General features: G+C 70.7%; 23 protein-coding genes, 1 tRNA gene, 1 other RNA gene and 1 pseudogene. 9 read left to right on the top strand and 17 right to left on the bottom strand.

The window, feature by feature from the left end; translation table 11 throughout:
• Position 1: 1 nt before the first annotated feature.
• The 6 genes and pseudogenes from C471_RS06405 to C471_RS06430 all read right to left on the bottom strand — a co-directional run bounded on the left by C471_RS06405 (position 2) and on the right by C471_RS06430 (position 4,792).
• Positions 2 to 256 (bottom strand): 50S ribosomal protein L23, encoded by a 255-nt coding sequence (locus C471_RS06405; protein WP_004047228.1) that lies wholly within the window; start codon positions 254 to 256, stop codon positions 2 to 4.
• Positions 253 to 999 carry a 50S ribosomal protein L4 gene (gene rpl4p / locus C471_RS06410; protein WP_004047229.1) on the bottom strand — a complete coding sequence of 249 codons (747 nt, stop codon included), beginning with the start codon at positions 997 to 999 and terminating at the stop codon, positions 253 to 255. Before rpl4p ends, C471_RS06405 begins: the two co-directional genes overlap by 4 nt.
• A 3-nt stretch (positions 1,000 to 1,002) precedes the next feature.
• Positions 1,003 to 2,019, bottom strand: coding sequence for a 50S ribosomal protein L3 (locus C471_RS06415; RefSeq protein ID WP_004047230.1), 1,017 nt, complete (start codon positions 2,017 to 2,019; stop codon positions 1,003 to 1,005).
• A gap of 4 nt (positions 2,020 to 2,023) precedes the next feature.
• Positions 2,024 to 2,890 (bottom strand): putative RNA uridine N3 methyltransferase, encoded by an 867-nt coding sequence (locus tag C471_RS06420; protein ID WP_004047231.1) that lies wholly within the window; start codon positions 2,888 to 2,890, stop codon positions 2,024 to 2,026.
• 226 nt (positions 2,891 to 3,116) lie between these two features.
• Positions 3,117 to 3,395 carry a hypothetical protein gene (locus C471_RS06425; RefSeq protein ID WP_049909050.1) on the bottom strand — a complete coding sequence of 93 codons (279 nt, stop codon included), beginning with the start codon at positions 3,393 to 3,395 and terminating at the stop codon, positions 3,117 to 3,119.
• 106 nt (positions 3,396 to 3,501) lie between these two features.
• Positions 3,502 to 4,792: pseudogene (locus C471_RS06430) on the bottom strand (PQQ-dependent sugar dehydrogenase).
• A gap of 137 nt (positions 4,793 to 4,929) precedes the next feature.
• Between C471_RS06430 and C471_RS06435 the strand changes: the two are divergent.
• Together C471_RS06435 and C471_RS06440 are read left to right on the top strand one after the other, a co-directional pair.
• Positions 4,930 to 5,000, top strand: a tRNA-Gly gene (locus C471_RS06435).
• A gap of 343 nt (positions 5,001 to 5,343) precedes the next feature.
• A complete protein-coding gene (locus C471_RS06440; RefSeq protein ID WP_004047234.1) occupies positions 5,344 to 6,183 on the top strand; it encodes an aldo/keto reductase in 840 nt (279 codons plus the stop codon).
• Positions 6,184 to 6,238: 55 nt separating this feature from the next.
• Here the strand turns inward: C471_RS06440 and C471_RS06445 are convergent, their stop codons facing one another.
• The 4 genes from C471_RS06445 to C471_RS06460 form a co-directional block, all read right to left on the bottom strand.
• Positions 6,239 to 6,766 (bottom strand): redoxin domain-containing protein, encoded by a 528-nt coding sequence (locus C471_RS06445; RefSeq protein ID WP_004047236.1) that lies wholly within the window; start codon positions 6,764 to 6,766, stop codon positions 6,239 to 6,241.
• A gap of 2 nt (positions 6,767 to 6,768) precedes the next feature.
• A complete protein-coding gene (locus C471_RS06450) occupies positions 6,769 to 8,649 on the bottom strand; it encodes an acyl-CoA carboxylase subunit beta (protein WP_004047239.1) in 1,881 nt (626 codons plus the stop codon).
• Positions 8,650 to 8,743: 94 nt separating this feature from the next.
• The gene (locus C471_RS06455) at positions 8,744 to 9,661 is read right to left on the bottom strand and encodes a class 1 fructose-bisphosphatase (RefSeq protein ID WP_004047241.1); all 918 of its coding nucleotides are present in this window, start codon (positions 9,659 to 9,661) and stop codon (positions 8,744 to 8,746) included.
• On the bottom strand, positions 9,661 to 10,464 hold the full coding sequence (locus tag C471_RS06460) for a class I fructose-bisphosphate aldolase (protein ID WP_004047243.1): 804 nt from the start codon (positions 10,462 to 10,464) through the stop codon (positions 9,661 to 9,663). The genes C471_RS06455 and C471_RS06460 overlap by 1 nt, the downstream gene beginning before the upstream one ends.
• A 223-nt stretch (positions 10,465 to 10,687) precedes the next feature.
• Between C471_RS06460 and C471_RS06465 the strand changes: the two genes are divergently transcribed.
• The gene (locus C471_RS06465; protein WP_004047244.1) at positions 10,688 to 11,545 is read left to right on the top strand and encodes a 3-hydroxyacyl-CoA dehydrogenase family protein; all 858 of its coding nucleotides are present in this window, start codon (positions 10,688 to 10,690) and stop codon (positions 11,543 to 11,545) included.
• A gap of 6 nt (positions 11,546 to 11,551) precedes the next feature.
• Here C471_RS06465 and C471_RS06470 read toward each other — a convergent pair whose 3' ends face one another.
• The 4 genes from C471_RS06470 to C471_RS06485 all read right to left on the bottom strand — a co-directional run bounded on the left by C471_RS06470 (position 11,552) and on the right by C471_RS06485 (position 15,834).
• Positions 11,552 to 12,235 carry a hypothetical protein gene (locus C471_RS06470; RefSeq protein ID WP_004047246.1) on the bottom strand — a complete coding sequence of 228 codons (684 nt, stop codon included), beginning with the start codon at positions 12,233 to 12,235 and terminating at the stop codon, positions 11,552 to 11,554.
• Positions 12,236 to 12,311: 76 nt separating this feature from the next.
• Positions 12,312 to 12,590, bottom strand: a complete 279-nt coding sequence (locus C471_RS06475) for a zinc ribbon domain-containing protein (RefSeq protein WP_004047247.1) — start codon at positions 12,588 to 12,590, stop codon at positions 12,312 to 12,314.
• Positions 12,591 to 12,650: 60 nt separating this feature from the next.
• Positions 12,651 to 13,967, bottom strand: a complete 1,317-nt coding sequence (locus tag C471_RS06480) for an MFS transporter (RefSeq protein WP_004047249.1) — start codon at positions 13,965 to 13,967, stop codon at positions 12,651 to 12,653.
• A gap of 94 nt (positions 13,968 to 14,061) precedes the next feature.
• Positions 14,062 to 15,834, bottom strand: coding sequence for a hybrid sensor histidine kinase/response regulator (locus C471_RS06485; RefSeq protein WP_004047251.1), 1,773 nt, complete (start codon positions 15,832 to 15,834; stop codon positions 14,062 to 14,064).
• 149 nt (positions 15,835 to 15,983) lie between these two features.
• Between C471_RS06485 and C471_RS06490 the strand changes: the two genes are divergently transcribed.
• The 4 genes from C471_RS06490 to C471_RS06505 all read left to right on the top strand — a co-directional run bounded on the left by C471_RS06490 (position 15,984) and on the right by C471_RS06505 (position 19,589).
• On the top strand, positions 15,984 to 17,411 hold the full coding sequence (locus C471_RS06490; RefSeq protein WP_004047253.1) for a Y-family DNA polymerase: 1,428 nt from the start codon (positions 15,984 to 15,986) through the stop codon (positions 17,409 to 17,411).
• Between the two features lie 49 nt (positions 17,412 to 17,460).
• Positions 17,461 to 17,916, top strand: a complete 456-nt coding sequence (locus tag C471_RS06495; RefSeq protein ID WP_004047255.1) for a hypothetical protein — start codon at positions 17,461 to 17,463, stop codon at positions 17,914 to 17,916.
• An 82-nt stretch (positions 17,917 to 17,998) separates the two neighbouring features.
• Complete coding sequence (locus C471_RS06500) at positions 17,999 to 18,556, top strand: NUDIX hydrolase (RefSeq protein WP_004047257.1); 558 nt, start codon at positions 17,999 to 18,001, stop codon at positions 18,554 to 18,556.
• A gap of 91 nt (positions 18,557 to 18,647) precedes the next feature.
• Positions 18,648 to 19,589, top strand: coding sequence for a CPBP family intramembrane glutamic endopeptidase (locus C471_RS06505; RefSeq protein ID WP_004047259.1), 942 nt, complete (start codon positions 18,648 to 18,650; stop codon positions 19,587 to 19,589).
• A 51-nt stretch (positions 19,590 to 19,640) separates the two neighbouring features.
• Here the strand turns inward: C471_RS06505 and rnpB are convergent.
• Positions 19,641 to 20,000: RNase P RNA component (gene rnpB, locus C471_RS06730), an RNA gene on the bottom strand.
• Between the two features lie 218 nt (positions 20,001 to 20,218).
• Here rnpB and C471_RS06510 point away from each other — a divergent pair.
• A complete protein-coding gene (locus tag C471_RS06510) occupies positions 20,219 to 20,821 on the top strand; it encodes a TIGR00296 family protein (protein WP_004047262.1) in 603 nt (200 codons plus the stop codon).
• Between the two features lie 210 nt (positions 20,822 to 21,031).
• Here C471_RS06510 and C471_RS06515 read toward each other — a convergent pair whose 3' ends face one another.
• Both C471_RS06515 and C471_RS06520 read right to left on the bottom strand, forming a co-directional pair.
• Entirely contained in the window at positions 21,032 to 22,189 is a 1,158-nt protein-coding gene (locus C471_RS06515) for a nicotinate phosphoribosyltransferase (RefSeq protein WP_004047264.1), read from the bottom strand.
• Between the two features lie 72 nt (positions 22,190 to 22,261).
• Positions 22,262 to 24,046, bottom strand: a complete 1,785-nt coding sequence (locus C471_RS06520; protein ID WP_004047266.1) for an Hvo_1808 family surface protein — start codon at positions 24,044 to 24,046, stop codon at positions 22,262 to 22,264.
• A gap of 137 nt (positions 24,047 to 24,183) precedes the next feature.
• Here C471_RS06520 and C471_RS06525 point away from each other — a divergent pair, with 137 nt between their 5' ends.
• The gene (locus tag C471_RS06525; protein ID WP_004047268.1) at positions 24,184 to 24,762 is read left to right on the top strand and encodes a cysteine hydrolase family protein; all 579 of its coding nucleotides are present in this window, start codon (positions 24,184 to 24,186) and stop codon (positions 24,760 to 24,762) included.
• The last annotated feature ends 14 nt before the right edge of the window (positions 24,763 to 24,776 follow it).

A 24,776-nucleotide genomic window follows, 5' to 3' on the forward strand; every position in this document is an offset into this window, starting at 1 on the left:
ATCAGAACACCCCGATGCGCGATGCGATCTCGGTCGCGTCGTCGTCGTCGGAGAGCGTGACAGTGGCCTTCTTCGCGCCCTGCGGGGTCACCTGCGTGTTCACGTCGACGACGGAGACGTCGTACCGGTCCTGCACTTCCTCGCGGACCTCGGGTTTGGTCGCGTCGATGTCGACGAGGAACAGCAGCTTGTTCTTGAAGTCCATCTCGTTCATCGCCTGCTCGGTGACGATCGGGTGCTCGATGATGGAGTTCATCGGTCGGCCACCTCCTCAACGGCGCTCTCGGTCCACAGCGTGAGTCGGCCCGGGTGCGCGCCCGGCGCGAGGTCCTCGGCGTTGACCTCTCGCGCGGTCGCGACGTCGACGCCCGACAGGTTGCGGGCGGCGCGGGACGGCTCCTCGCTGGTGACGACGAGCACCGACTTCGGCTGGCTGTACTTGCGACCGCGGGTCTTCCCGCGGCCGGCTCGGACGGAGCGACCCTCCTCGGCGCGCTCGATGTCGGCGTCGACACCGACGGCCTCGAGCACGCCCAGGGCCTCCTGGGTCTTCTTGAGGTCCTCGAACTCGTCGCTCACGACGAGCGGGAGATCGAGGTCCTCGTCGAACGCGTGACCGCGTTCGGCGACGAGCTCGGCGTCGGCGGTGGCTGCGATGGCCGACCGAATCGCGAGCTGTCGTTCCTTGTCGTTGAGGCTCTTCGTCTGGTCCTTCTCGGCCTTCGGCGGGTGCGCGGCGCGGCCCGAAACGGCGTTCGGGACGCGTCGGGCGACGTTCTCGGAGCGCGGGATGTGTGCGAGCCCTCGCCCGGAGCCGAACGACTCCGCGGGGGTTCGCAGCCCGGCGAACTCGTCGGCACCGTAGGCCTGCTTCCGGTTAGCCTGTGCGGCGGAGACCGCCCGACCGATGAGGTCCGGTCGGAACGCGGTCTTGAAGATCGCCGGCAGCTCGACGCTGCCCGCGTCCCCGCCGTCCAGGTCGTGTACTGTTGCGTTCATGGATTATCCCTGGTTGGATGCGGTGGATACGTACCGGACCTCGGGGTCGAGGCGCGGCTGGTCGTTCGGCCGGATGGCCGGGCGGAACCGAAGCAGGCGCTTGTCCGGACCGGGCAGCGAGCCCTTGATGAGCGCGTAGTCGCCGTCGACCTCGCCGTAGTTGACGAAGCCGCCGTCGACGGAGGCGTCGTCGCCCTCGCCGAAGTCGATGAGGCGCTTGTTGAGCTCGGTGCGCTGGTGGTAGCCGGTCTGCCCCTGCTGGGGGACGGTGGAGCGCACGCGGGAGGGGTTCCACGGACCGAGGTTGCCGATCCGGCGCCGCCATCCCTGGCGGGCGTGTTTGCCCTTCCGCTTTTGAACGCCCCAGCGCTTGACGGGACCCTGGGTCCCCTTCCCCTTCGTGATGCCCGACACGTCGGTGTACTGCCCCGCGCGGAAGACGTCGCCGAACTCGTGGGCGCCGCCCTCCGCGACGAGGTCGAGCCCGAAGTCGACGCGCTCCTCGAGGGAGCCGCCGCCGACTCGGGTCTCCATGATGTCGGGCTTCTTCTTGGGTACATTCGAGAGCTCCGAGGGGACGGTGTGCGTGATGACGCGGACGTCGTCGACGGCGTCCTCGTCGAGCAGCGCGCGCAGCTCGTCAGCGTCCTCCTCGAAGGTGTCTTCCGCCGGGAGGTCGAGCGCGCGGTCGAGCTCCTCGTGGAACTCGGTCGCCCAGACCTCTTCGACCGGCTTCTTTCCGTACGGCGTCTGTTCGTAGGCGCGCAGGGCCACCGCGTACATCGGCGGCGTCTCGACGACGGTGACGGGAACGGACTCTTCCATCCCTTCACGCGGCGAGTTGGCCTCGTCGTTGACCATAACGACGTGCGTCATTCCGGCCTTGTAGCCGGCGAACCCCTGCAGTGCGGGGGCTCCGTCGTCGTCTGGCCACGATCGAATGCGCGGGACCTCTCGGTCTGCGCGGGTACGCGGGCCGTAGCCCAGCGAGCCTTTTCGTGGTCGGCTTGGTTGTGGCATGTGTTTACTCCGTGAGTGTGAGCGAGCCGAGAGTCACGAACAGAGCCTCCTCCGTCCGGACGACCTCGCTCGCCTGTGCCGGGATCGTGTTCAGCCAGAGGTCGAACCCCGGATCGGGTTCGACCGAGCGGCCGTCGGCGACAGCCGCCCGAATGCCGTCGGGCGAGAGCCCGAGCATCTCCGGAAGCCCTCGCTCGGGCGAGCCGAAGGCGACGGTGTACCCGCCGGCCTCCCGCGCGTCCGAGACGATGGTGCCAAGCCGCGAGACGGAGAGTTCCTCCCCGTGTCGCGACGTCGCGACGGCCAAGCCGTCGCCGGCGAGCGCTTCCGACAGGTCCGCTTCCACGACCTGGAAACCGTCCTCCGGCTTCCCGGTGATGCGGGCGCGGACCGGTTCTCTCGAAGAGACCCTGATGGTGACGCGCTCCCCCTGCTCGACCTCCATTCCGGAGGGAACGAGCAGGGAGATCGGGTGTTCCCGCAGCGGGGAATTGACCCGGACGCGGCCTTCAGGTCCGACCTCGGTCACGAGTCCCTGTGTTTTCGACTCTTCCCCGCTAGGGGTCGAGCCGGTCCGCCACGGCACGCGGAGCGGCGGGAGCACGCCGGCGTACCGGAGTTCGTCGCGCTCCCCCCAGAGGTCCTTGCGGAGCCCCGGAGGGGTCGCGGCGTACCCCAGCACGGTCCGAACGTACTCGCCGCCCCGTCGCCGCTCGCCTTCCCCGTCGGGGAAGACGACCAGTCGATCCGCCCGGAACACCGCCGCCGCACGGGCGACGTAGCCGAGTTTGCGAGTCGCCTCGCGAGCGTCCTCGGCCTCCCGGACGACCGAAGACGGAATGCAGATCGTGAGTCCGTCTTCGGTACGCATCGTGGCGAGACTGTACCCCTCGATTTCGGACGGCGGCCTAAAAGGGTAGCGGTACCGATTTCGCACTGTGGCGCGTTCACACGGGGTCTGGCGGGGGTTTTCGGCCGCGGATCGAGAGAGTCGATCGCACGGTCCGGTTCGGGCCGGAGGTCCCCCGTCGTGCTCGTGAGGGCACGCGATTCCGGTCAGCGACTGTACGCCTGCCGTCGCCGGCGCCCGGCGGCGGTCACGCTTCGAGACAGACGTTCGTCCGGGGCACACAGACCCGGTTCACTTCCCGTTCGCGCGCCGCACGCCGGAGTCGGTCGGCGAGCGGTTTCGGGCCGTAGCGAACGACGATCGCCGCCGTGACGGCGACGGCGATCGCAGTCGGATACGTGACTGCGACGGCGAGGCCGAACGTCGCCGCGAGCAGCAGCGCCGCTCCCGACGCGATGTCGCTCGCGTCGGCGCCGGGGACGGGGTTCGGTGCACCGCGTGACGGCCGTTCCGTGTCAGGTCGCATACGAGATACGTGGGGCGGACCGGCCTTAATGATAATCTGTATGACGTTTTTGTAACGTTCCTTACGGTAATTCGTTTGAGTAGATCGGTGCGAATCGCTCCCGCCCTCATTCGGGAACGATCCGCACGACCGGGGCGTCGGCGTCGTCGACCGCGACGTAGAGGTGGCCCGTGGTCTGGTCGACCGCGATCGCGCGCATGCGCCAGCCGCGGTCGACGAGGAGAGGTTCGCGCTCGGTCACCGCGGCGTCGGCGACGCCCGCGCCCTCGACCGTGAACCGACCGAGATACTGTCCGGCGAGCGTCCCCGCGAAGAGGTCGCCGCGCCACTCGGGGAAGGCGTCGCCGTCGTAGAAGACGGCGCCGCTCGGCGGGAACCCGCCGGAACCGCACGGCCAGTAGTGGACCGGGGCGACTGCGTCGTCCCGCTCGTCGTGGCCCGGCGCGACGGGGTCGTCGGTCCCGTAGCGACACGCCTCGCTGGCGACCGGCCAGCCGTAGTTGCCGCCGCGCTCGATCACGTTGACCTCGTCGCCGTCCTCCTCGCCGTGCTTGCACTGCCAGATCGCTCCCGTCTCGGAGCGCACCGCCATCGCCTGCGGGTTCCGATGGCCGTAGCTGTAGATCGCGTCCGACGCGCCCCGTTCGTCGACGAACGGGTTGTCGGAGTGGGCGTCGCCGTCCGGGGTCAGCCGGAGCGTCGACCCCAGTTCGTTCGACCGATCCTGCGAGACGTGGTCGGGGCCGAACTCGGTGTCGCGCCGGTCGCCGACCGTGACGAACAGCGCGCCGTCGGGACCGAACGTCGCCCGCGAGCCGAAGTGCAGGTCCGTTCCGCGGAACGGCTCGGCGACGAAGAGCGCCTCGAAGCCCGACAGCGCCGGGGCGTTCGGGTCGAGCCGTCCGGCGCCGACGTGCGTCGTCGCGCCGCTCCCGTCGGCGGGCGAGTCCTCGGTGGTCGCCGCGTACGAGGTACACGCGCGCGTCGGCCGGGTAGTCGGGGTGGACCGCGACGTCGAGCAGCCCGCCCTGCCCGGCCGCGTGGACCGCCGGGGCGCCCTCGACGGTCGAGCGAGATCCGTCCTCGGGGTCGACGAGCGAGAGCCGACCGGTGCGTTCCGTCACGAGGAGGCGGCCGTCGTCCGGGAGGAACGCGAGCCCCCACGGGTGTTCGAACCCCTCAGCGACGCGCTCGACGGCGTACTCGACGTCGCCACCGTCGGCGGGCGGGGCGTCCGCGCCGTCGGCGCCGTCGGCGCCACCGTCGCCGTCACCGCCGTCGGCCGGGCCGTCGTCGCCCCCTTCGCCGAGACAGCCGGCGGTCGACAGGGCGGCGAGGCCGCCGGTCGCTCGGAGCACGCTGCGTCGATCGGCGACGGGGGCGAGGTGGCTCGTCATGGAGGTCGTCCCGTGTGCGTCTCGGTCGCGAGGCCGATGACGCTTCCGGCGGCGAGAGCGACGGGTGGCGGTGCCACGTCGACTGTCGTTCGGAACCCTTATATCTCCGACTCGGGCTATGTGAAGATGCGAAGCACGCACCGGTAGTGTAGTGGTATCACGCAACCTTGCCATGGTTGCAACCCGAGTTCAAATCTCGGCCGGTGCATCTTCTCGAACGTAGTGAGAGAAATCACCGAGCGATTTGAACTCAGAAAGACGCAGCGGCGAGCGTAGNCATCTTCTCGAACGTAGTGAGAGAAATCACCGAGCGATTTGAACTCAGAAAGACGCAGCGGCGAGCGTAGCGAGCCGACCGTCTTTCCCTCGTTCAAATCTCGGCCGGTGCATCTTCTCGCTCCGCTCAAAGAGACACCGCCCTGACTCCCGCTCGCGCTGCTCGCGGGGAGTCTCGGCCGGTGCATTTTGCGCACGGACTACCCGAGTAGCGTTTGCTCCGCGGCCTTCCCCGACCGATACTTTCAATCGGCGATCCGCCGAACCCGTGGCGTGTGACCGTTCCAACGAAAACCCTCCCGAGCGGGGCCGAGCTACCGGCGCTCGGACTGGGCACGTACGATCTCGGAGATCAGACGGCCGAGAGCGTCCGCGCGGCGCTCGACGCCGGCTACGCGCACATCGACACCGCCGAGGGGTACCGCAACGAGGCGGCCATCGGCGACGCGCTCGCGGCGAGCGACGTCGACCGCGACGACGTGTTCCTCACCTCGAAGGTGCTCGCCAAGAACCTCAACTACGAGTCGGTGATCGAGTCGTGCGAGGCGTCGCTCGACCGGCTCGGCACCGACTACCTCGACCTGTACCTCGTCCACTGGCCGAACCCCGCGATCTCGCTGCGCGAGACGCTCCGGGCGATGGCGGAGCTCCGCGATCGCGGGCTCGTGCGCGACGTGGGCGTCTCGAACTTCAGCGCCTACCAGCTGAGCTGCGCGCACCACGTCTCGGACGTGCCGATCGCGGTGAACCAGATCGAGTACCACCCGTGGTTCCAGCGCCCCGACCTCGTCGACTACTGCCGAGAGTCCGACACCGTGATCGAGGCGGCGGCGCCGCTCGCGCGGACGGACGTGTTCGGCGACGAGGTCGTCGCCGAGCTCGCCGAGAAATACGACACCCACCCCGCGCAGGTCGTGCTCCGGTGGGCGCTCGACAACGGCGTGGTCGCGCTGCCGCGGTCGTCGACCCCCGACAACGTCCGGGCCAACGCCGACCTCGACTGGGAGCTCGACCCGGCCGACCGGCGGCGGCTCGACGAGCGCGACCGCGACGAACCGGTGTACGACACGCCCGCCCGCGACTGGACGGACGACGTGTACGGGATCGAGCAGTAACGGCCCCGCGGCCTCCACCGCGCCCGTTCACCACGCCCCGTTCACTACGGCCCGTTCACCACGGCCCGTCGTAGTTCACTCGCGGGCGGTCGACGTCGACGCCGATCTCGCGGAGCGCCGCGGTCGCGTTCTGGACCGGGGAGGGCGTCAGTCTGTCGAGCGCGTCGGTCGTCGCCTCGGCGAACCGCACCGTCCAGTCGCCGTCGATCGCGACGACGGCCCGGCGCGGGATGTCCGAGTGGCCCTCCCACGACTCCGCGAGCAGGTCGTACGACTCCGCGATCCCCCCGTGGAAGTCGGAGACGATCGGGAAGGGGAGATCGAACCGATCGGCGTACGCGAACCCCGCGTACAGCGAGTCGTCGGTGAGCGCGACGACGGCGAGGTCGTCGCGGTCGTGCCAGCCCGCGTCGCGGACCGCGGCGAAGGCGGCGGTGCAGGTCGGGACGAAGTTCGCGGGGGCGAAACAGCAGACGACGGCCTCGTGTCGGTCGACGAGCCGGAACAGCTCCAACTCGGTCGCCCGCCCGCCGGCGACCGCGGGCGCGATGAAGTCGGGGGCCTTGACGCCGACGTCGATCACGGTTACAACACCGTCCCGTGTTTCTTGTCCGGCAGGTCCTTCTCCACGTCCTCGTAGAACGCGAAGCGGGCGGCCAGCTCCTCCCGGAGCGTCGAGGGCGGGACGATCTCGTCGATGACGACCTCGCTCGCCATCCGGTGGACGTCGATGTCCTCGCGGTACTCCTCGCGCAGGCGCGCCTCGGTCTCGGCGCGCTCCTCCGGGTCGTCGATCCCGGCGAGCTTCCGGGCGTACACCGCGTTGATCGCGGCCTCCGGCCCCATGATCGCGATCTCGCCGGAGGGGAGCCCGATCACGCTCTCGGGGTCGTAGGCGGGCCCGCCCATCGCGTAGATCCCCGCGCCGTACGCCTTCCGGACGACGACGGTCTGTTTCGGGACCGTCGCCGAGGAGGTGGCGTAGATCATCTTCTTCCCCTTCTCCAAGATCGCGTCCGTCTCGACCTGTGAGCCGGCCATGAAGCCGGGCGTGTCACAGAGGTACAGCAGGGGGATCTCGTAGGCGTCGCAGGTCCAGATGAACTCGGCGGCCTTCTCGGCCGCGTCCGGGAAGATGGCTCCCGATCGGACCGCGGGGTCGTTGGCGACGACGCCGACGGGGCGGCCGTCGATCCGGCAGAACGCGGTGAGTATCTCCGCGCCGTACCCCTCCTTCAGCTCGAACACCGACTCGGCGTCGGCGATCCGGTCGAGCAGGTCGCGCACGTCGTAGGGGCGGTTCGGCGACTCGGGGATCAGCTCGTCGATGCCGTCGGGCGAGTATTTGGGGGGTTTCGTCTCTCGCTTCGGGGGCTTCTCGCCGGCCTCGTCGGGGAGGTAGCCGATCAGGCCGGCGACGAGCTCGCGGGCGTGCTCCTCGTCGCGGGCGACCAGGTCGGCGGAGCCGGACTCCTCGGCGTGAACGCGGGGGCCGCCCAGCTCGTCCAGCTCGATCTCCTCGCCGGTGACCATCTTCACCATCCGCGGCGAGGCGATCGCCATCGCGGACATCCTCTCGACCATCACGGTGAAGTCGGCGAAGACGGGCGTGTAGGCGGCGCCGGCGATACAGGGGCCGTAGAGGACGCAGATCTGCGGCACCGCCCCCGACAGCATCGAGTGGTTGTAGTAGTACTTCCCGATCCCCTCGCGGTTGGCGAAGAAGCCGGTCTGCTGGTCGATCCGCCCGCCGGAGGAGTCCATCAGGTAGAGCACGGGGTTCCCCGTCTTCAGCGCGCGCTGCTGCATCCGGAGGAACTTCTCGACGCCCTTCGCCGCCATCGACCCCGCCTTCACGGTGAAGTCGTTGGCCATGAAGTGCACGTCGCGCCCCTCGAACTCGGCCGCGCCGGTGAGCAGGCCGTCGCCGGGGAGGCGGTCGCTCGTCTCCTCGGACCCGTCGCCCTCGCCGTCCTCGTCGCCCTCGCCGTCCTCGTCGCCCTCGCCGTCCGCGTCTCCATCGTCTCCGCCCCGCCCGGCCCGCCCGGGCGCGTTCGGGTGCCAGTCGTCGAACGCGGCGAACTTCCCGTCCTCGAAGTGGATCCCGGCCGGGCCGCCCTCCGCGGCGCTCGCGTCGCCCGCGCCGCGGGTCCCGCCCTCGCCGCCGAACCAGAGGTCGAGCCGGTCGCGGACGAACAGCTTCCCCTGCTCGGGGAGGCGGTCGCGGTACTTTTCCGGCCCGCCGTCGAGGATGTCGTCGATCTCGGCTTTGAGGGCGCGCTCGCGGTCGGTGGGCCCGAGGTCGTCGTCGAGGGGGTACTCGACCTCGGGGGGCTCCGCGCTCGCGGCGGGCTCCGCGCTCTCCCCGACGTGGACGTCGACGTCGACGCCGAGGTGCTCGGCGAGCGACTTCGCGATCGCCTCGGCCTCCTCCGGCGTCGCCGCCGCGCCGACGTGGACTTTCATGGGCGCAAGATTTGCGGTAGATCCTAAACAGTTTTCCATGCACGTCTCCCCGGCGCAGAGAGGTCGGCCGCAGGAAGGGTCGCGAACAGCGAGATCAGTCCAGCGCCGCCTTCAGCCGCTCGACGAGTCTCTCGTTGCCGACGTAGAGGGGGACGCGGTCGTGGACGCCCTCGGGTTCGACGTCGAGGATGTCGACCTCGCCGTCGGTGGCCGCCCCGCCGGCCCGCTCGACGATGTAGGCGATCGGGTTCGCCTCGAACGAGAGCCGGAGCTTCCCGTCGGGCGCGTCGACGAGGGCGGGGTACGCGAAGATGCCCCCGTAGGTGAGCACCTGGTTCACGTCGCCGACCATGGCGCCGCCGTATCGGAGCTTCAGCTCGTCTTCGACCTCGCGGGCGTAGGCGGTGAAGTCGTCGGGCCAGTCCGGGACGCGCCCGCCGAAGCCGTAGACGAGGGGGTCGTCGGGGAGCCGCAGGTCGCCCTCGACGATCGAGCGGTCGACCGACCCGCGTTCCGATTCCGTCACCACCTCCTCGCGGACGCCGTCGGCGTCGGCGACGACCATCGTCGTGATCGGGCCGTACAGCACGTAGCCGGCGGCGACGAGGTCGCGTCCGGTGGCGGGAAGCGGGGCGTCGTACACGCCGACGACGGTCCCCATGGCGTTGTTCGACCGGAGGTTCGAGGAGCCGTCAAGGGGGTCGATCGCGACCGCGTACGCGCCCTCGCCGACCGCGCCCCCGGCGTCGACGGCGGCCTCGCGCTCCTCGCTGACGAACGAGCCGACGCCCTCGACCGCGGTCAGCGCGTCCGCGAGCAGCTCGTCGGCGTAGAGGTCGCCGGCCAACACCGACTCGCCGGAGGGGTTGTCGGTCCCGCTCTCGACGCGTCGACCGGGGAGCGCGGCGCGGATCTCGGGCGCCGTGGCCGCGACCGCGTCGAAGATCGCCTCGACGATCGGGTCGCTCTCGGGCGGATCGCCCCCGTCGGCGGCGGGGTCCGGGTCGGCCATCAGTCGGCGCTCTCGGCGATCGCCAGCGCCTCCGCCGGGTCGACCTCGTCGAAGACCACGGCTTCGAGCGCGTCGAGGATGCGCTCGGGCTCGTCGCGCTGGAAGACGTTCCGGCCGACCGCGAGCCCGGTCGCGCCCGCGTCGATGGCGTTCGCGACGTTCCGGAGGAACGCCCTGTCGTCGCGCATCGTCCCGCCGGACATCACGACCTTCGTGGGGCCCGCCATCCTGACGGCCTCGCCCATCGCCTCGGCGGAGCCGGGGTACTTCACCTTCACCACGTCGGCGCCGAGCTCCAGCCCGAGCCGGGCCGCGTACGAGATGGTATCGGGGCTCGTGTCGTTTTTGACGCCCTGTCCGCGCGGGTACGACCACATGACGACGCCCATGTCGTGCTCGCGGGCGCCCTCCTGCGCCTCGCGGAACTCCTCGGCCATCTCGACCTCGTAGTTCGAGCCGCCGTAGAGGGTGAACCCGACGGCGTCGGCGCCGAGCCCGGCGGCGTACTCGGCCGAGCAGTTGACGGGGCTGTCGGGCTCGCCCATCCAGAGATTCGAGGTGCCGTTCAGCTTCAACAGGAGGTTCACGTCCTCCTCGTAGTCGGGGTAGTACGCCTCGGCGACCCCCTTCTGTACGGCCAGCGCGGTGACCGCGTCGTGGGTGGCGAGCTCGAACAGCCGCTCCGGGTCGGCTGTCGACGGGTTCGGATCGAAGTCGACCGGACCGTGTTCGAGCCCGTGGTCGTATGCGAGGATCAGCGACTTGCCGTCTCGCGAGATGGCGTCGTCAGCGTGGGGAAGCATCAGTTCGTACTCCCGTTACATCCGTAAAAAACACTATGGTCGTTCCGGCGGACGTAAAGAAACGAATACGACTGTGTCAGCCCGTTTCTCCCGTATCTTCGGCACATCTATCGCACTCATACTTACTACTCGGATAGTTAATTACCGGGGGCGTCGAATCGGATCGCGGACCGCCACCCTCGGAGCCGCAATACTTACCCCCGCCGCCGCGACAGCGTCTCGCATGCGGGAGCTATCCGACATCGGCGTCGTCGGCGTGGTGGGGGCCGGCACGATGGGCAACGGGATCGCGCAGGTCGCCGCGACCGCCGGCTACGAGGTCGTGATGCGCGACATCGAGACCGAATACGTCGAGCGCGGGCTCGGTGACATCGACGACAGCCTCGCCCGGCTCGGCGGGAAGGGCCGACTCGACGAGGAGCCGGCGGCGATCCGCGACCGGATCGAGGGCACCACCGACCTCGGCGCCCTCGCCGCCGCGGACGTGGTCGTCGAGGCCGCGGTCGAGGACCTCGACGTGAAGCGGGAGGTCTTCGCCGACCTCGACGACGTGACCGACGACGACGTGGTCCTCGCGACCAACACCTCGACGCTGTCGATCACGAGCATCGCGAGCGCCACCGACCGCGCGGGCGACGTGGTCGGGCTCCACTTCATGAACCCGGTGCCGATCATGGACGGCGTGGAGGTCGTCGTGGGGGAGCGCACCGCGGCCGCCGTCGTCGACTTCGCGCACGCGTTCGCCGAGGACCTCGGTAAGGAGACGTGGGAGGCCGACGACAAGCCCGGCTTCGTCACGAACCGCATCCTGATGCCGTGGATCAACGAGGGCGTCCGCGCGTACGACGAGGGCGTCGCCGACAGGGAGGACATCGACCGGGGGATGAGGCTCGGGACCAACGTCCCGATGGGCCCGCTCGAACTCGCCGACCACATCGGGCTCGACGTGGTGTTAGACGCCAGCGAGACCCTTCACGACGAGCTCGGTGACCGCTACAAGCCGGCGTACCTCGTGAGGCGGAAGGTGGAGGCCGGCGACCTCGGCAAGAAGACGGGGAAGGGCTTTTACGAGTACGAGTAGCCGCTATCAGGTCCCTTCGGCGCCTTCGCCGTCCGTGTCGTTGCTCGCGGTCCACCGGCGCGCGCCGGGGAGCAGGCCGACGAGCTTCGTCACGTAGCCGAACCTGAAGAGACCGAGCTGAGAGAGCGCGCCGAGCGCGAACACGGCGAGGAACGCGGGACCGGTCACGTCGAACAGCAGCGGCTCGACCGTGGTCTCCGAGGCGGCCGCCTCGAGCGTCGCGGGGGTGATCGACCGCGACGCGAACGCCGCGCCGATGAAGGCCGTCGAGACGACGAGCGTCGTCCGGCTCAGCACGAACCCGAACAGCGCGCCGACCGCGACGCCCGCCAGCGTCGCGCCGACGAGGAGGAGGGTCCCCTCCATCCCGGCGGCGTCGGCCGCGTACATCGGCCCGACCGCGAACCGCCCGGCGAAGCCGCCGACGAGCCCGCCGATGGCGACGACCGCGAAGGAGAGCCCGGCGTACGCGAGGAAGCCGCCCACCGCGGCGCCGAGCCCGGCGGCCGCAGCGGTCAGCACCAGCCCGTCGACCGCGATCAGCCCGGCGAGGTTCGGCGCGGCGACGTAGCCCGCACCGGCGCCGACGAGGACCCCGGTCAGCGTGACGGCGTAGACGGAGACCGCGGCCCCGACGAACGCGAGGAGCAGCCCCGCGACGACGAGCCCGGCGGAGAGTGGCGTGATCATGTCTCCACGTGCATTCCGATCCGACTTAAAAGGTCGCGAGGCGGGAGCGTCGGCGGAGCGGGACGGCCTGACGCACTCACCGCCCTCGACGCCCGGCCTGTCGATCGATGTACCGCGTGTAGCCGCCGACGGCGAGGCCGAACCCGGCCACGATCAGCCCGAGCCCGAGCATGCGGGTCGTTCCCAGCGTCATCAGCGCGAGGATGCCCCCGAAGACGAACGCGAACACGCCGGCGACGACGACGCCGACGTCGAGGAGCGGAGACGGTTGGACGGTCTCGCAGTGGGGACATATCCGCGCGTCGCTCGGGATCGGCTCCCGGCAGTCGACGCAGTGGACGCGGTCGCGGGACACGACCGCCGGTTCGCCCGTCGGAGACTTATAAGGATCAGTCGAGGGCTACGGCGTCCACGCTCAGTCCGCCGCGGCGGCGTCAGCGACGCCCTCATCCGCCCCGAGCGTCTCCTCGACCTGCGTCGCGACGCACGCGAGCGCGACGACGGCGAGCGCGGCGCCGACCGCGAAGGGGACGACGAAGCCGAAGCCGACGAGCCAGCCGGACGCCAGCGGGCCGATCGCGACCCCGAATCCGAACCCCATCGTGAGCACCGACAGCGTCGTGCCGGACTCGCCCTCCCGCGCGAGGTCCCCGGCAAGCGCCAGCGACGGCGCGAACACGCACGCGACGGCGATCCCCTGGCCCAGCCGGACGAGCGTCATTATCACGGGGTCGGTGACGATCCCCTGCAGGAGGGTCGTGGGAGCGAGCAGCACGAACCCGGCCAAGAGGAAGGGCCGTCGCCCGATCCGGTCGCTCGCCTGACCGATGGGAACCTGGAACAGGACGTTCGCGACCGTCACCGCACCGAACTGGAGCCCGAACCACACGGGCGGCTGGTCGAGCCGGACGTTCACTTGGTTCTGAAGGGTCGCGAACAGCGCGATACAGATCCCCATCGCGACCGTCGCCAGCCCGAGCGCGAACACCGGGTCGAGCAGGCGCCCCTCGCCCCGGACGCGGATCGAGAGGTCGTCGCTCGCCTCGCTCGACTCGGCGGCGTCGCGCACGAGGAGGAAGACGAGGGCGAAGCTGAGGTACGCGCCGGCGCAGGCCGCGACGAACGCGGCGTCGAACCCGTCGAGGACCGGGAGCCCGACCGCTGAGAGGTCGTACGGGCCGCGCTCGACGACGGCGCCGGCGAGGACCGGTCCGAAGCCGAACCCGATCAGTCGAAAGGTGTTGTACACGCCGAAGTTGCCGCCGCGGTCGGCGTCGCTCGCGGCGTACTCGTTGACAAGCGCGACCGTCGCCGGGATGATGAGCGCCGCGCCGAGCCCCTGGGCCGCGCGGAGCGCGATCAGCTGCCAGTAGGCGTCCGCGACCGTGTAGAGCCCGCTGGCGGTCCCGAGGAGGGCGATACCGGCCAACACGAACGGGCGTCGCACGCCCGTCCGGTCCGAGAGCCGTCCCGTGAGTGGCTGGGAGAGGCTGTTGAGGAAGCCGAACAGCGAGAGCACGAGCCCGATCAGCAGCGGCTCGGTCAGGGTCACCGACGCCGCGCCGACGCCGACCGCCGTCCCGAGGAGCGACTCGATGTCGATCAGGTCGCTCGCGATGTACAGCGGCAGGACGACGATGAGGAAGGAGTTGCCGGCGGCGCCGACCATCCGGGCGAGCGCGAGCACGATGACTCGGCGGTCGGTGTCGACGACGCCCGAGAGCACCCCCATCGACCGCGCGTTCGCCCGCGAGCGCAAAGGCGTTTGCGAACGGGGGGCATCGATCCGGTTCCGGTGCGGGATCGCCTCGACTGCGGGGAGGATGTCAAGAGGGTCGTTCGATCCCGCGGATCTCGAACCGCGCGCCGCCGTCGGCCGCGTCGACCGCCTCGACGGTCCACCCGTGAGCGGTGGCGATCTCCTGGACGATCGCCAGCCCGAAGCCGGTGTTCCCGGCGGTCCCGCTCTGCCCGGGCTCGAAGAGGCCGTCGCGGACCGACTCGGGGATGCCGGGGCCGTCGTCCGCGACGTAGAACCCGTCCGGGAGGTCGCCGACGCGGATCCGCACGCCGTCGCCGGCGTGTTCGACCGAATTGCGGACGAGGTTCTCGAACAGGTTGCGGAGCCGGTCCGGGTCGGCCAGCACCTCGCCGTCGGCCTCGTTCGACAGCGACACCGACCCGGTGTCGACCGTCTCCCAGCTGTCGGCGGTGACCTCGGCGAGCGCGACCGGCTCCGGGTCGCCGACGGTCTCCCCCTCGCGGGCGAGGGTGAGCGTGTGCTCGACGATCGACTCGATCCGGTCGAGCGCGTCGGCCGCGGCGTCGAGCTGGGCCGAGCCGTCCGTCGCCTCTCGCGCCAGATCCACCCGCCCCTGCGCGACGTTGAGCGGGTTCCGGAGGTCGTGCGAGACGATGGCCGCGAAGGCGTCGAGCCGCTCGTTCTGGCGTTCCAGCGCCGCCTCGCGCTCCTTGAACGCCGTGATGTCCTCTTGGAAGCCGACCCACTCCGAGACCGACCCGTCGCCGTCGAGGATCGGCGCGACGCTGACGCGGTTCCAGAACGGCGTGCCGTCCTTCCGGTAGTTCAACAGCTCGACGCTCTCCGGCTCCTCGGCGTCGATCGCCTCACGGAGCCGGGAGACCGGCTCCTCGTCGGTGTCCTTCCCCTGCAGGAACCGGCAGTTGACGCCGACCGCGTCGTCGCGGTCGTAGCCGGTCACCTCGACGAACCGGTCGTTGACGTACACCATCGGGTTGTCCGGGAGGTCCGGGTCGGTGATCGTGATGCCGACCGGGGCCTCGTCGAGCGCCCGGTTCTTCGTCTCCAGCTCCTCGCGGCGCGCGCGCTCGTCGGACACGTCTCGGAGGATGCCGACGCTCCCCTCGAAGCAGTCGCCCTCGTACGGGAGCGCGGCCATGTGGTCCCGACAGGGGATCGGCTCGCCCTCCTTCGGGACGATGTCGACCGAGAAGCGGTTCACGTCGGGGCCGGAGCTCGAGAGGACCCGTCCGAGTCGGTCCTCGGCCTCGTCGACCGCCGTCTCGTCCTTTATCAGCGCCGGAGTGCTGCCGACGAGCTCCTCGCGGTCGTAGCCGGTCAGCTCCGCGAACGGCTCGTTGACGAACCGGAAGACGCCCGTCTCGTCGACGACGTAGACGGGGTACCCGAGCGCGTCGATGACCGTCGAGTAGCGGTCGGCGATCTCGCGGGTCCGGTGCTCGTCGACCGCCTGCTCGACCCGGTTCGCGAGCCGGCGGAGCTGCTCGGGACCGCCCTTCTGGAAGTACCCGGTGACGCCCGCGTTGAGCGCCTGACTGGCGATCTCCTCGGACCCCTTCCCGGTGTAGAGGACGAACGGGAGCCGGCGGTGCTCCGCGTGGATCGCCTCGAAGAGCTCCAGCCCGTCCGTGCCGGGCATGTCGTAGTCGCTGACGACGCAGTCGAACTCGCCGTCGTCGAGCCGGTCGAGCGCGGCCGACGGCTCCGCGACGGTCGTCACCGCGACGGACCCCAGCTCGCGTTCGAGGAACGCCTCCGTGAGGTCCAGCACGGACGGGTCGTCGTCGACGTGTAACACGTCGATCCGTTCGGACATGGCGCGGTCTTCGCGGTCGGCGGGTAAACGAATATCGGCTCGGGTATCAGTTCTGAGGCCGTCGGCGGCTCCGCCGCCGCTGCGGCGTCGGTTCCACTACCGCCGCGCGTGGCGGATTCTTAAGGCCTCGCGGCGCGGAGCCTCGGGCGATGGCGGGCGGAACGCTCCCCGGGACCGACGCGGACGACGACGCTGGGAGCGACCGCGTCGTGTTCCACGTCGACATGGACTGCTTTTACGCCTCCTGCGAGCGCCTGCGACGCCCCGAGATGGCGGGCGAGCCCCTCGTCGTCGGCATGGGCTACGAGGCGGGGGAGACGATCGGCGCGGTGGCGACCGCGAGTTACGAGGCCCGCGCGTTCGGCGTCGAGAGCGCGATGCCGATCTCGGAGGCGCTGGAGCTGCTCCCCCGACGGGCGAACGCCGACCCCGACGATCCGGACGCGCCCGACCCCGACGAGGCGGGCCGGTACCTCCCCGTCGACCTCGACTACTACAAGGAGGTCGCGGGCGACGTGAAGGCCGTCCTCCGCGACTGCGCCGACGTGCTCCGCGAGGTGAGCGTCGACGAGGCGTACCTCGACGTCACCGACCGGACGGCGTGGGACGCCGCCGGCGACTCAGCGGATCTCCCGCCGAGCGCCGCGGCCGGTCCCGCCGAGACCCGGACGCTGGCGGAGGGGTACGCCCGGCACGTCAAACAGCGCATCGAGCGCGAGGCCGGCGTGCCCGCGAGCGTCGGCGTCGCGCCGAACATGTCGACCGCGAAGGTCGCCAGCGACGCCGACAAGCCGGACGGGCTCGTCGTCGTGCCGCCGGGCGAGGTCGAGCCCTTCCTCGCGTCGCTGCCGACGGCGGAGATCCACGGGGTCGGGCCGGTGACGGAGCGGACGCTGGCGGAGATGGGGATCGAGACCGCGGGGGACCTCGCCGCCGCCGACCCGGACCGGCTCGGCGAGGAGCTGGGCGACCGCGGCCGGGAGCTGTACCGGCGGGCGCGGGGCGAGGACGACCGGGAGGTGACGCCCACGGGGCTCCCCAAGAGCCTCTCGCGAGAGTCGTCGCTGTCGGCGACGGCCGACGAGGACCGGAAGCGCGAGACGGTGCGCGCGCTGGCCGCCGACGTGGCCCGTCGCGCCCGCGAGCGGGGGTGTCTGTACCGCACCATCGGGATCAAGGCGGTCGAGCCCCCCTACGAGGTGAACACCCGCGCCCGGAGCCTCCCCGGCCCCGTCGACGACCCCGACCTCGTGGAGTCGGTGGCGCTCGATCTCCTCGACGAATTCGCCGGCGACCGGGTCCGGAAGCTCGGGGTGCGCGTCTCGAAGCTCGACTTCGCCGAGAGCGACCAGGCGACACTCGGCGGGTTCGACGCAGGCGACGGGCCGGGGGACGGGAGCGACGGCGCGGCCGACCGCCCCCGCAGGTCGGATGGCCGGACGACCGCCACCGACGGCAACGGCGGAAAGCTCACCGACTGGGTCGACGGGGAGCCGACCGCGGAGGGCGACGCTCCGGGGGCCGACGCCGAGCGCCGGACCGGCGACGGGCAGGCGTCGCTGGGCGACTGGGAGTGAGTCCCGCCTGACGCGTGGATTTATGAGGCGGCTGAAACGATCCGCGAGCATGTCCCTCGCTCGCCGCGTCCTCCTCGGCTCGAATCCGAACGGCTCGCCGCGTCGGCATCGACTGCTCGTGCCGCCGCTGCTCTTTCTCGCCTCGTTCGCCGCCTACGGGCTGGGCGTCTTCGCTCACGCCGGCGGGGTGGTGTTCCTCGCGTTCGACGCCGCGGCCCTCGGGGTCCTCGTGACCGCGGGCCTCGCCTACCGAGGGGCCGGGGTCGCGCTCGCGTGGCTCTCCGTCTACGGGGCGCTGCTCGGGAGCAACGCCGACCACTACCTGCTCGGGCTCTCGGGACGGCCCCTCGGAGAACGGGTCGCCGCGCTGCTGGAAGTCGACGGGCTCGTCTTCGTCGGCGTCGAGGCCCTCGCGCTGGGGACGCTCGCGTGGGTCGCCGGCGCGCTCGCGGGCCGGGCGGTCGACGAGGTCCGCGACCGCCGGCGGGACGCCCCCGCGGAGTAGCGTCTCCGCCGGTGGCCCACCGGGTAAGTGACGCCCCCCGCCGAGTGAGGGGATTTAGGTGCCCGAGCGCCGACCCCGACGCATGGACGACTCCGCCGACGAGCTCGCGTGGGAGACGCTCGACACCGAGATCGACTACCGCTGTCCCGGCTTCGACGTGCGCCGCGACGAGGTGCGCTTCCCGAACGGCGAGACCGACGGGTACCACTACGTCGACGAGGCGCCGGCGGTCGTGGTGCTCCCCCTCACGCCCGACGGCGACGCCGTCGTCATCGACGAGTGGCGGCAGGCCGTCGGGCGGGTCAACCGCGGGCTCCCCGCGGGGTCGGTGGAGCCGGAGGACGCCGACGACCTCGAACGCGCCGCCGCCCGCGAGCTGGCCGAGGAGACGGGGTACGAGGCCGACTCCTTCGAGCGCCTGACGACGGTCGAGCCGACGAACGGGATCGCGAACTCGGTCCACCACCACTTCCTCGCGACCGGCTGCGAGCCGACCGCCGAGCGGGACCTCGACCACAACGAGTCGATCGCGGTCGAGACGGTGCCGTACGACGACCTGCTCGCGGACGTCGTCGACGAGGGGCTCCGCGACGGCCGGACCGTGACCGCCGTGCTGTGGTACGAGCTCCTGCATCGGTGAACCGGAACCGGAGCGGGCGACGGCCACCCGGAGTCCGGCGAGTGAGGGAACGACGGACAGGCCTTTGGGCGATCGGTCCGTACGGGTGGCAATGAGCGATCCCTCCGAGTTCGGTACCGAGTCCGGCGGCGGACGAGAGCGCGACGGCGCGGCGGACCCGACAGAGCCGGCGGCCAGCGACGGCGGCGAGCCCACCGACGCCGGCGCGGTGGTCGACGCCGCCGACCCGCCCGACGAGGGGGGCCGGGGGTCCCCGCTTCGGGCGGTCGGCGTCGCCTTCGGGCTGGGCATCGCGGGCATTCTCGGCCTCCTCGCGGTCACCACGATCGTCGGTGGCGCCGTCTTCGCCGTCGCGACGCTCACCGGGCGGCAACCGTCGCTCCTCGGCTCGTTCGTCGCGCCGTTCGTCGTCGGGCAGGTCGGCGCGTTCGTCGGCGTCAGCCTCGGCTATCTCCGGTGGCGAGGACTGAACCGCGAAGACATCGCGGCGTACCTCGGTATCCGGCGGCCGACCGTGGTCGAGTCCGTGATCGCCGTTATCGGTCCGGTGCTCGTGCTCGTCACCGCGCTGACCGTCAGCTCGATCGTGTTGCTGGTCGGGACGGAGCCGGCACAGAACCAGGGCGCCCAGATGACCCTGGAGAACCCCTCGATCATTCCGGTCATGATCGTCGCCATGCTGCTCGTCGTGGGGCCGTGCGAGGAGCTCCTGTTCCGCGGCGTCATCCAGAGCCGCGCGAGAGAGACCTTCTCCGCGGTCCCCGCCATCCTCCTCGCGGCCGCCGTGTTCGCGCCCGCCCACGTGGTCTCGCTGAGCGGCGGCGTGGGCGCGATGCTGACGACGATCAGCATCCTCTTCGTCCCGAGCCTGATCTTCGGCGCGGTGTACGAGTACACGGAGAACCTCGTCGTCGTCGCCGTGATGCACGGGCTGTACAACAGTTTCCTCCTGACGATCGGCTACATCGTCATCACCTACGGGCCCGAGATGGAGAACGCGGGGCAGGCGGGTGCGGCGCTTCTGGGAGTGTAGGCGGACCGCGTCGGCGGCGACGGCGAGAGCCGTAACTACGGAGTACAGGCGGACTGAGGGGAGTAAGCCCCCTTCGGTTCGTCCCGACATTCGGCTGAGCGTCCGCGCCGTGGCCGGACTACCTTGTGGCGCGGACTTGCACCGGCGAGGATTCGCCGTTCCATCCGTTCCCACCCGTCGATCCTCATCGGGTTAGCTCCCTTCCCTTGCGGGTCGGTTCGCGCGGTCGCGGGTGACCCCGCGGCCGCCGCGGTCGCCGAATCGACCGCGCGAATCACGGGTCGGGGTGGGGGGTGTCGTTGCTGTTCCAGAGCCAGCCGTCTCCGACTCCGGGCGTGTGCCCGGTCGCCCGTCCGGCCGGTGGGGGGACTTTCCTCATGCCAGAGGCACGGGAGTCGGGCTCCCTCTGTCCGATCGCGTGTAGCCGACGCCCGCGAATAAGGGGTTCGGTCGCCGAGCGGGGACAGAGACGGCCGAGGCGGTCGGCGACGTCGAGAGCGGTCGGCGACATCGAAGTGGTCGGCGACGTCGAGAGCGGTCGCTCCCCGCCACGCTCCCCCGGGGAGCGGGGACGAGCCGCCGAGTTCGCAAGGGAAGCGTTCAAGTCGTCAGCAACGTAAGGGACTATCATGTCCGAGGCTCAGACCGTTCAGCTGTCGTACGACGACGGTGCACGAGCGGTCGAACTCGCGCGGGAGGCGGTCGAGTCGTTCGTCCGACACGGGCAGCGCGAACAACCAGGGAGTATGCGCGAGGCGTTCTACGCCCGAACGGGGGCGTTCGTCCGGTTGGAATCCACGAGGGGACGCGGGCGGCTCCGCGGCTGCGCCGGCGCGTGGGAGACCTCCGATCAGCTTGGTCACGCCATCGTCGAGGCCGCCATCAAGGCCGCCTCCGACGACTCCTGCGGCTCCGAGGTCGAACCAAAGGAGCTCGACAACATCACCGTCTCCGTGTTCGTCGTCTCGAACACGGTCCTCACCAACGACCCGCTCGCCGACCTGAAGGTCGGCACTCACGGCGTCGCCGTCGACGGCGGCAACTCGCACGGCTGGCTCTATCCGACGGTCCCCGTCGAAAACGGTTGGTCCGGCGCCGAGTTCCTCTCGCGCGCCTGCCGGAAGGCAAAGCTCGCGCCGAACGCGTGGGAGGACGAGGAGACGATGGTGACGCTCATCGAAGGGCAGGTGTTCCGAGAGCGCGCCGACGGCGGCGCGGTCGAAGAGCTGTAGCGGCCGCAGACACCCGTTTTCTCCCGATCCGTTACTCTACCTCGTCTCTGTCACTCCGCCTCGTCTCTGTCACTCCGCCTCGTCTCTGTCACTCCGCCTCGTCTCTGTCACTCCGCCTCGTCTCTGTCNCTCTGTCACTCCGCCTCGTCTCTGTCACTCCGCCTCGTCTCTGTCACTCCGCCTCGTCTCTGTCACTCCGCCTCGTCTCTGTCACTCCGTTCCGTACCCCACCGCCTCCGCGTCCGCGAGCGCGCGCTCCGCCGCTGCGTCGAGGTCGAACGCGTCGTCGGCGACCACGTCGCCGTCGCGGATCACCGGCTCCATGAGCGACTCGGCGCCCTCGGGGCCCGAGCGGTCCGCCAACCCGACCGCGTGGGCGCCGTCGGCGGTGCGGTACACGTCCTTCGCGTCGGAGAGCTTGCCGCGCTTGGCGGCCGGCTCTCCATCGACTTCCACCACGTCGAGCGCGAAGTCGACCGGGTCGGCGTTCGAGACGTACCCGCCCACGCCGAACCCGTCGACGACGTCGCGAAGCCCGCGGAGGTCGTCGGGACCGAGCCCGCCGGAGACGTACACGTCGATATCCGCGTGACCGCGGACGTCCAGCTCCCACTGCACCTCCCGAACGATGTGCCGGAAGTCGCCGCGGCGCGAGCCGGTGGTGTCGAGCCGGACGCCGTCGAGGCGATCGCCAAGCGTCTCGACCGCGCGCAACACCTCGTCGACCTCGTCGGAGTAGGTGTCACACAGCGCGATCCGCGGGACCGACTCGTCGACGGCCTCGTCGAAGGCGCGCCACGCGGCCTCCTGTTCGCCCCGACCGAAGCAGATGGCGAGGGCGTGGGGCATCGTCCCCGACGCCTCTCGGCCGATCAGGTCGCCGGCGGCGACGTGCGAGAACCCGTCGAACCCGGCCAGGAGCGCCGAGCGCTCGACCGCCGCGGTCATCGAGGGATGGACGTGGCGCGCGCCGAACGAGAGGACCTGCGACTCCGGCGCCGCGACCCGACAGTCGAGGGCCGCGGTGGCGATCCCGGAGGCGTGCGAGAGGAAGCCGAGGAGCGAGGTCTCCAGCCGCGCGAACGCGAGGTACGGCCCCTCGATCCGCATCACCGGGCCGCCGTCGAACAGCCGCCCCTCCGGGATCGCGTCGACGTCGACGGTTCGGCCTTCCAAGAGCGCGACCGCGTCTTTCAACCCGGCGAACAGCTCGAAGTCGCCGTCGGGGAACTGGTCCGCGGTGACCTCGACGACGACGCGAGGATTTCTCCCCGCGTGTTCCAAGGCGGCCTCGGTCCGTTCGAAGTACGCGTCGGTCGCCCGCCCCTCGCGGACCGCGGCCGCGTCGACGATGTCGAAGTCGGTCATAGCCGACGGTTCGGCCGCGAGGGAGGAAAAGCCCCCTGAGTCGGGCGGGCGACCTCGGCCGAGCCCGACCGCTCAGGGACGCACGCGACGCGCGAAGAGGGCCACCGCCGCGAGCAGGCCGACGAGCGCGGCCGAGACGCCGAATCCGGGCACGCCGTCGTCGGTGGCGGCGTCGGGACCGGAGCCGCCGTCGTCCGCGTCGCCCCCGTCGGGGCCGGCGTCGTCGCCGTCGGAGTGGTTCCCGTCGTCTGACCCGACCTCGCCGCCGACGCCGTCGTCCCCGTCAGCCCCGTCACCGTCGTCGTCTCCGTCGTCGGTCGAGGGGAGTTCGAGGTCGGCGTCCGGTCGGAGTTCGAGCACGTCGGCGGGCTCGGGACCGTGCGCGATCGTCACGGTGGTCCCGTTGCGTTCGACGCCGTAAGCCCCGCGGAAGTCCCCGTCCGCGACCTCGTACACCTCGCCCGCGGTGTAGTCGTCGCCGCCGTGGGCGGTCAGCATGCGCAGGTACGTCTCCCGGAACTCGGTCGCGTCCGCGGTCGTCTGCCACTCGGTCACCCAGACGTACCCGTCCTCTCCGTCGACCGCGGTCGTGTCGTCGCCGCTCCCGTCCGCAGTGGCGTTCCCGTCGTTCCGGTAGGGATACAGCTCGTCGCCCGCCCAGCCGGCGGTCGACTCGTGTGCGTAGTTGTAGTTCGCGCGGGTCCGGAGCTGCTCGTCCGGCTGCGTGTGAATCCGGATGTTCTCCCGAACCGTCGCGTCCGGGTCCAACACCGCGTGGCGGTACTCGTAGCTCTGGTACCAGAACATCACGAACATCGACGCCTCGCCGGCGGTGTCCGATCCGTTGACGCCCTGGTCCGGATACGTCTCCCAGCCGTCGGTCGCGGTGTCCTCGAAGGCGACCTCGCTGGTCTCGTAGTCGGGGTCGCGGTGTATCACCTCCGAGGTCGCGTTCGGCGGCCGGTTCATCGTCTCGTTGACGGCGCTCCACCCTCTCTCGTCGACGAGCGATTCGACGTAGAGCGCACCGTCAGAGTACGGCTGAAGGACGGTCTGGAGGATGCCGAAGTTGTAGTTGGGGACCGCCCCTCCGCCCCCACCGCCGGAGTCTGGCGGGGCGAGACAGCTCCAGTTGGCGGCACAGCGCGCGTCGTAGCGCTCCTCGATATGGACCGCCTCGCCCTCGACGATCCCGTCGACCGCGAGGTCGGCGTCCTGCGTGGCCCCGACGTAACGGGGCCGCGTGAGGTCGTGGTACTGGTCCTGCATCGCGTGGACCAACTCGTGTGCCAGCGTCGACGGGTCGATCTGCGGGTCCTCGCCCTCCGGGACGACGAGGACGATCCGGTCTTGGCCCGGCGAGTAGAACCCGGAGACCGCGCCGCCGTAGACGCTGTCGATCGCGTCGGACGCGTTCTCGTCCTCGCCGACGACGAACAGCGCCTTCCACACCTGGTCGTTCCAGCGCCGGAACTCGGCGTCGGAGCCGCCCGTACCCCCGCTCGCGGAGCCGTTCGTGAACTCGGAGCGCGTGACGGTCTCGACCGGCACGTCCTCGCGGAAGGGGCGCTCTCGGACGTGCTCGACGCGGGCCATCGTCAGGTGCGTCAGCTCTTCCAACTCGGGCTCGGTCAGCCCGTCCGTCTGGTTGAACGCGAGCTCGTCCTCGTAGTGGGTCCCGTTCCAGCAGCCGACGAGGTCGGTCCCGTCACCGACGCCGCACTCGGCGGCGGTCGCGCTGGCCGGGGCGTCTCCCGCGATCGCGGCCCCGGGAGAGACGGCGGCGGCCCCGCCGGCGCCGAGCGAGAGGAGGGCGATCGCGGCCGCGACGAACGAGAGGGTGAGAACCCGTCGCATAGGTGCGATTACGGCCGACCCGATAAGTAGTTTGTCGGTGTGATCGCGGCAGCGGCGCGACCGCGAGCGACACCGGGGTGACATCGGACTGCGAGCGGCGCCGGTGGTTTTTGAGCCCGGACGCCCAACCTCCGCGCATGCCGTACGACCCGACCGAGACCGCGGTGATCGTCGTCGACATGCAGAACGGGTTCTGTCACCCCGACGGGAGCCTCTACGCCGAGCCGAGCGAGGCGGCCGTCGAGCCGGTGACCGCCCTCGTCGACCGCGCCCGCGACGCCGGCGCGAGCGTCGTGTACACCCGGGACGTGCACCCCCCTGACCAGTTCGAGGACACCCACTACTACGACGAGTTCGACCGGTGGGGCGAGCACGTCGTCGAGGGGTCGTGGGACGCCGAGCTCGTCGGCGACCTCGACGTACGCGAGGAGGACCACGTCGTCGAGAAGCACACGTACGACGCGTTCTACCAGACGGATCTGGAGGGGTACCTCGACGCGCACGGCATCGACGACCTGCTGATCTGCGGGACGCTCGCGAACGTCTGCGTGCTCCACACCGCGGGCAGCGCCGGGCTCCGCGACTACCGGCCCGTCGTCGTCGAGGACGCGCTCGGCTACATCACCGAGGAGCACCGCGAGTACGCGGTCGACCACGCCGACTGGCTGTTCGGCGAGACGGAGGGGCGCGAGTCGATCGCGTTCGAAGAAGCGTGAGGCTGAGAAGCGTG

It is taken from the genome of Halorubrum saccharovorum DSM 1137, assembly GCF_000337915.1.
Taxonomy (GTDB): Archaea; Halobacteriota; Halobacteria; order Halobacteriales; family Haloferacaceae; genus Halorubrum; species Halorubrum saccharovorum.

Bases quoted from the DNA above. Each gene is read 5' to 3' on its own strand.
- C471_RS06505 (WP_004047259.1), top strand. From the start codon at position 18,648: ATGAGCGATCCCTCCGAGTTCGGTACCGAGTCCGGCGGCGGACGAGAG.
- C471_RS06495 (WP_004047255.1), top strand. From the start codon at position 17,461: ATGTCCCTCGCTCGCCGCGTCCTCCTCGGCTCGAATCCGAACGGCTCG.
- C471_RS06455 (WP_004047241.1), bottom strand. From the start codon at position 9,661: ATGGCCGACCCGGACCCCGCCGCCGACGGGGGCGATCCGCCCGAGAGC.
- C471_RS06480 (WP_004047249.1), bottom strand. From the start codon at position 13,967: ATGGGGGTGCTCTCGGGCGTCGTCGACACCGACCGCCGAGTCATCGTG.
- C471_RS06485 (WP_004047251.1), bottom strand. From the start codon at position 15,834: ATGTCCGAACGGATCGACGTGTTACACGTCGACGACGACCCGTCCGTG.
- C471_RS06425 (WP_049909050.1), bottom strand. From the start codon at position 3,395: ATGCGACCTGACACGGAACGGCCGTCACGCGGTGCACCGAACCCCGTC.
- C471_RS06490 (WP_004047253.1), top strand. From the start codon at position 15,984: ATGGCGGGCGGAACGCTCCCCGGGACCGACGCGGACGACGACGCTGGG.
- C471_RS06525 (WP_004047268.1), top strand. From the start codon at position 24,184: ATGCCGTACGACCCGACCGAGACCGCGGTGATCGTCGTCGACATGCAG.
- C471_RS06500 (WP_004047257.1), top strand. From the start codon at position 17,999: ATGGACGACTCCGCCGACGAGCTCGCGTGGGAGACGCTCGACACCGAG.
- C471_RS06460 (WP_004047243.1), bottom strand. From the start codon at position 10,464: ATGCTTCCCCACGCTGACGACGCCATCTCGCGAGACGGCAAGTCGCTG.
- C471_RS06465 (WP_004047244.1), top strand. From the start codon at position 10,688: ATGCGGGAGCTATCCGACATCGGCGTCGTCGGCGTGGTGGGGGCCGGC.
- C471_RS06405 (WP_004047228.1), bottom strand. From the start codon at position 256: ATGAACTCCATCATCGAGCACCCGATCGTCACCGAGCAGGCGATGAAC.
- C471_RS06510 (WP_004047262.1), top strand. From the start codon at position 20,219: ATGTCCGAGGCTCAGACCGTTCAGCTGTCGTACGACGACGGTGCACGA.
- C471_RS06470 (WP_004047246.1), bottom strand. From the start codon at position 12,235: ATGATCACGCCACTCTCCGCCGGGCTCGTCGTCGCGGGGCTGCTCCTC.
- C471_RS06515 (WP_004047264.1), bottom strand. From the start codon at position 22,189: ATGACCGACTTCGACATCGTCGACGCGGCCGCGGTCCGCGAGGGGCGG.
- C471_RS06415 (WP_004047230.1), bottom strand. From the start codon at position 2,019: ATGCCACAACCAAGCCGACCACGAAAAGGCTCGCTGGGCTACGGCCCG.
- rpl4p (WP_004047229.1), bottom strand. From the start codon at position 999: ATGAACGCAACAGTACACGACCTGGACGGCGGGGACGCGGGCAGCGTC.
- C471_RS06450 (WP_004047239.1), bottom strand. From the start codon at position 8,649: ATGAAAGTCCACGTCGGCGCGGCGGCGACGCCGGAGGAGGCCGAGGCG.
- C471_RS06520 (WP_004047266.1), bottom strand. From the start codon at position 24,046: ATGCGACGGGTTCTCACCCTCTCGTTCGTCGCGGCCGCGATCGCCCTC.
- C471_RS06420 (WP_004047231.1), bottom strand. From the start codon at position 2,890: ATGCGTACCGAAGACGGACTCACGATCTGCATTCCGTCTTCGGTCGTC.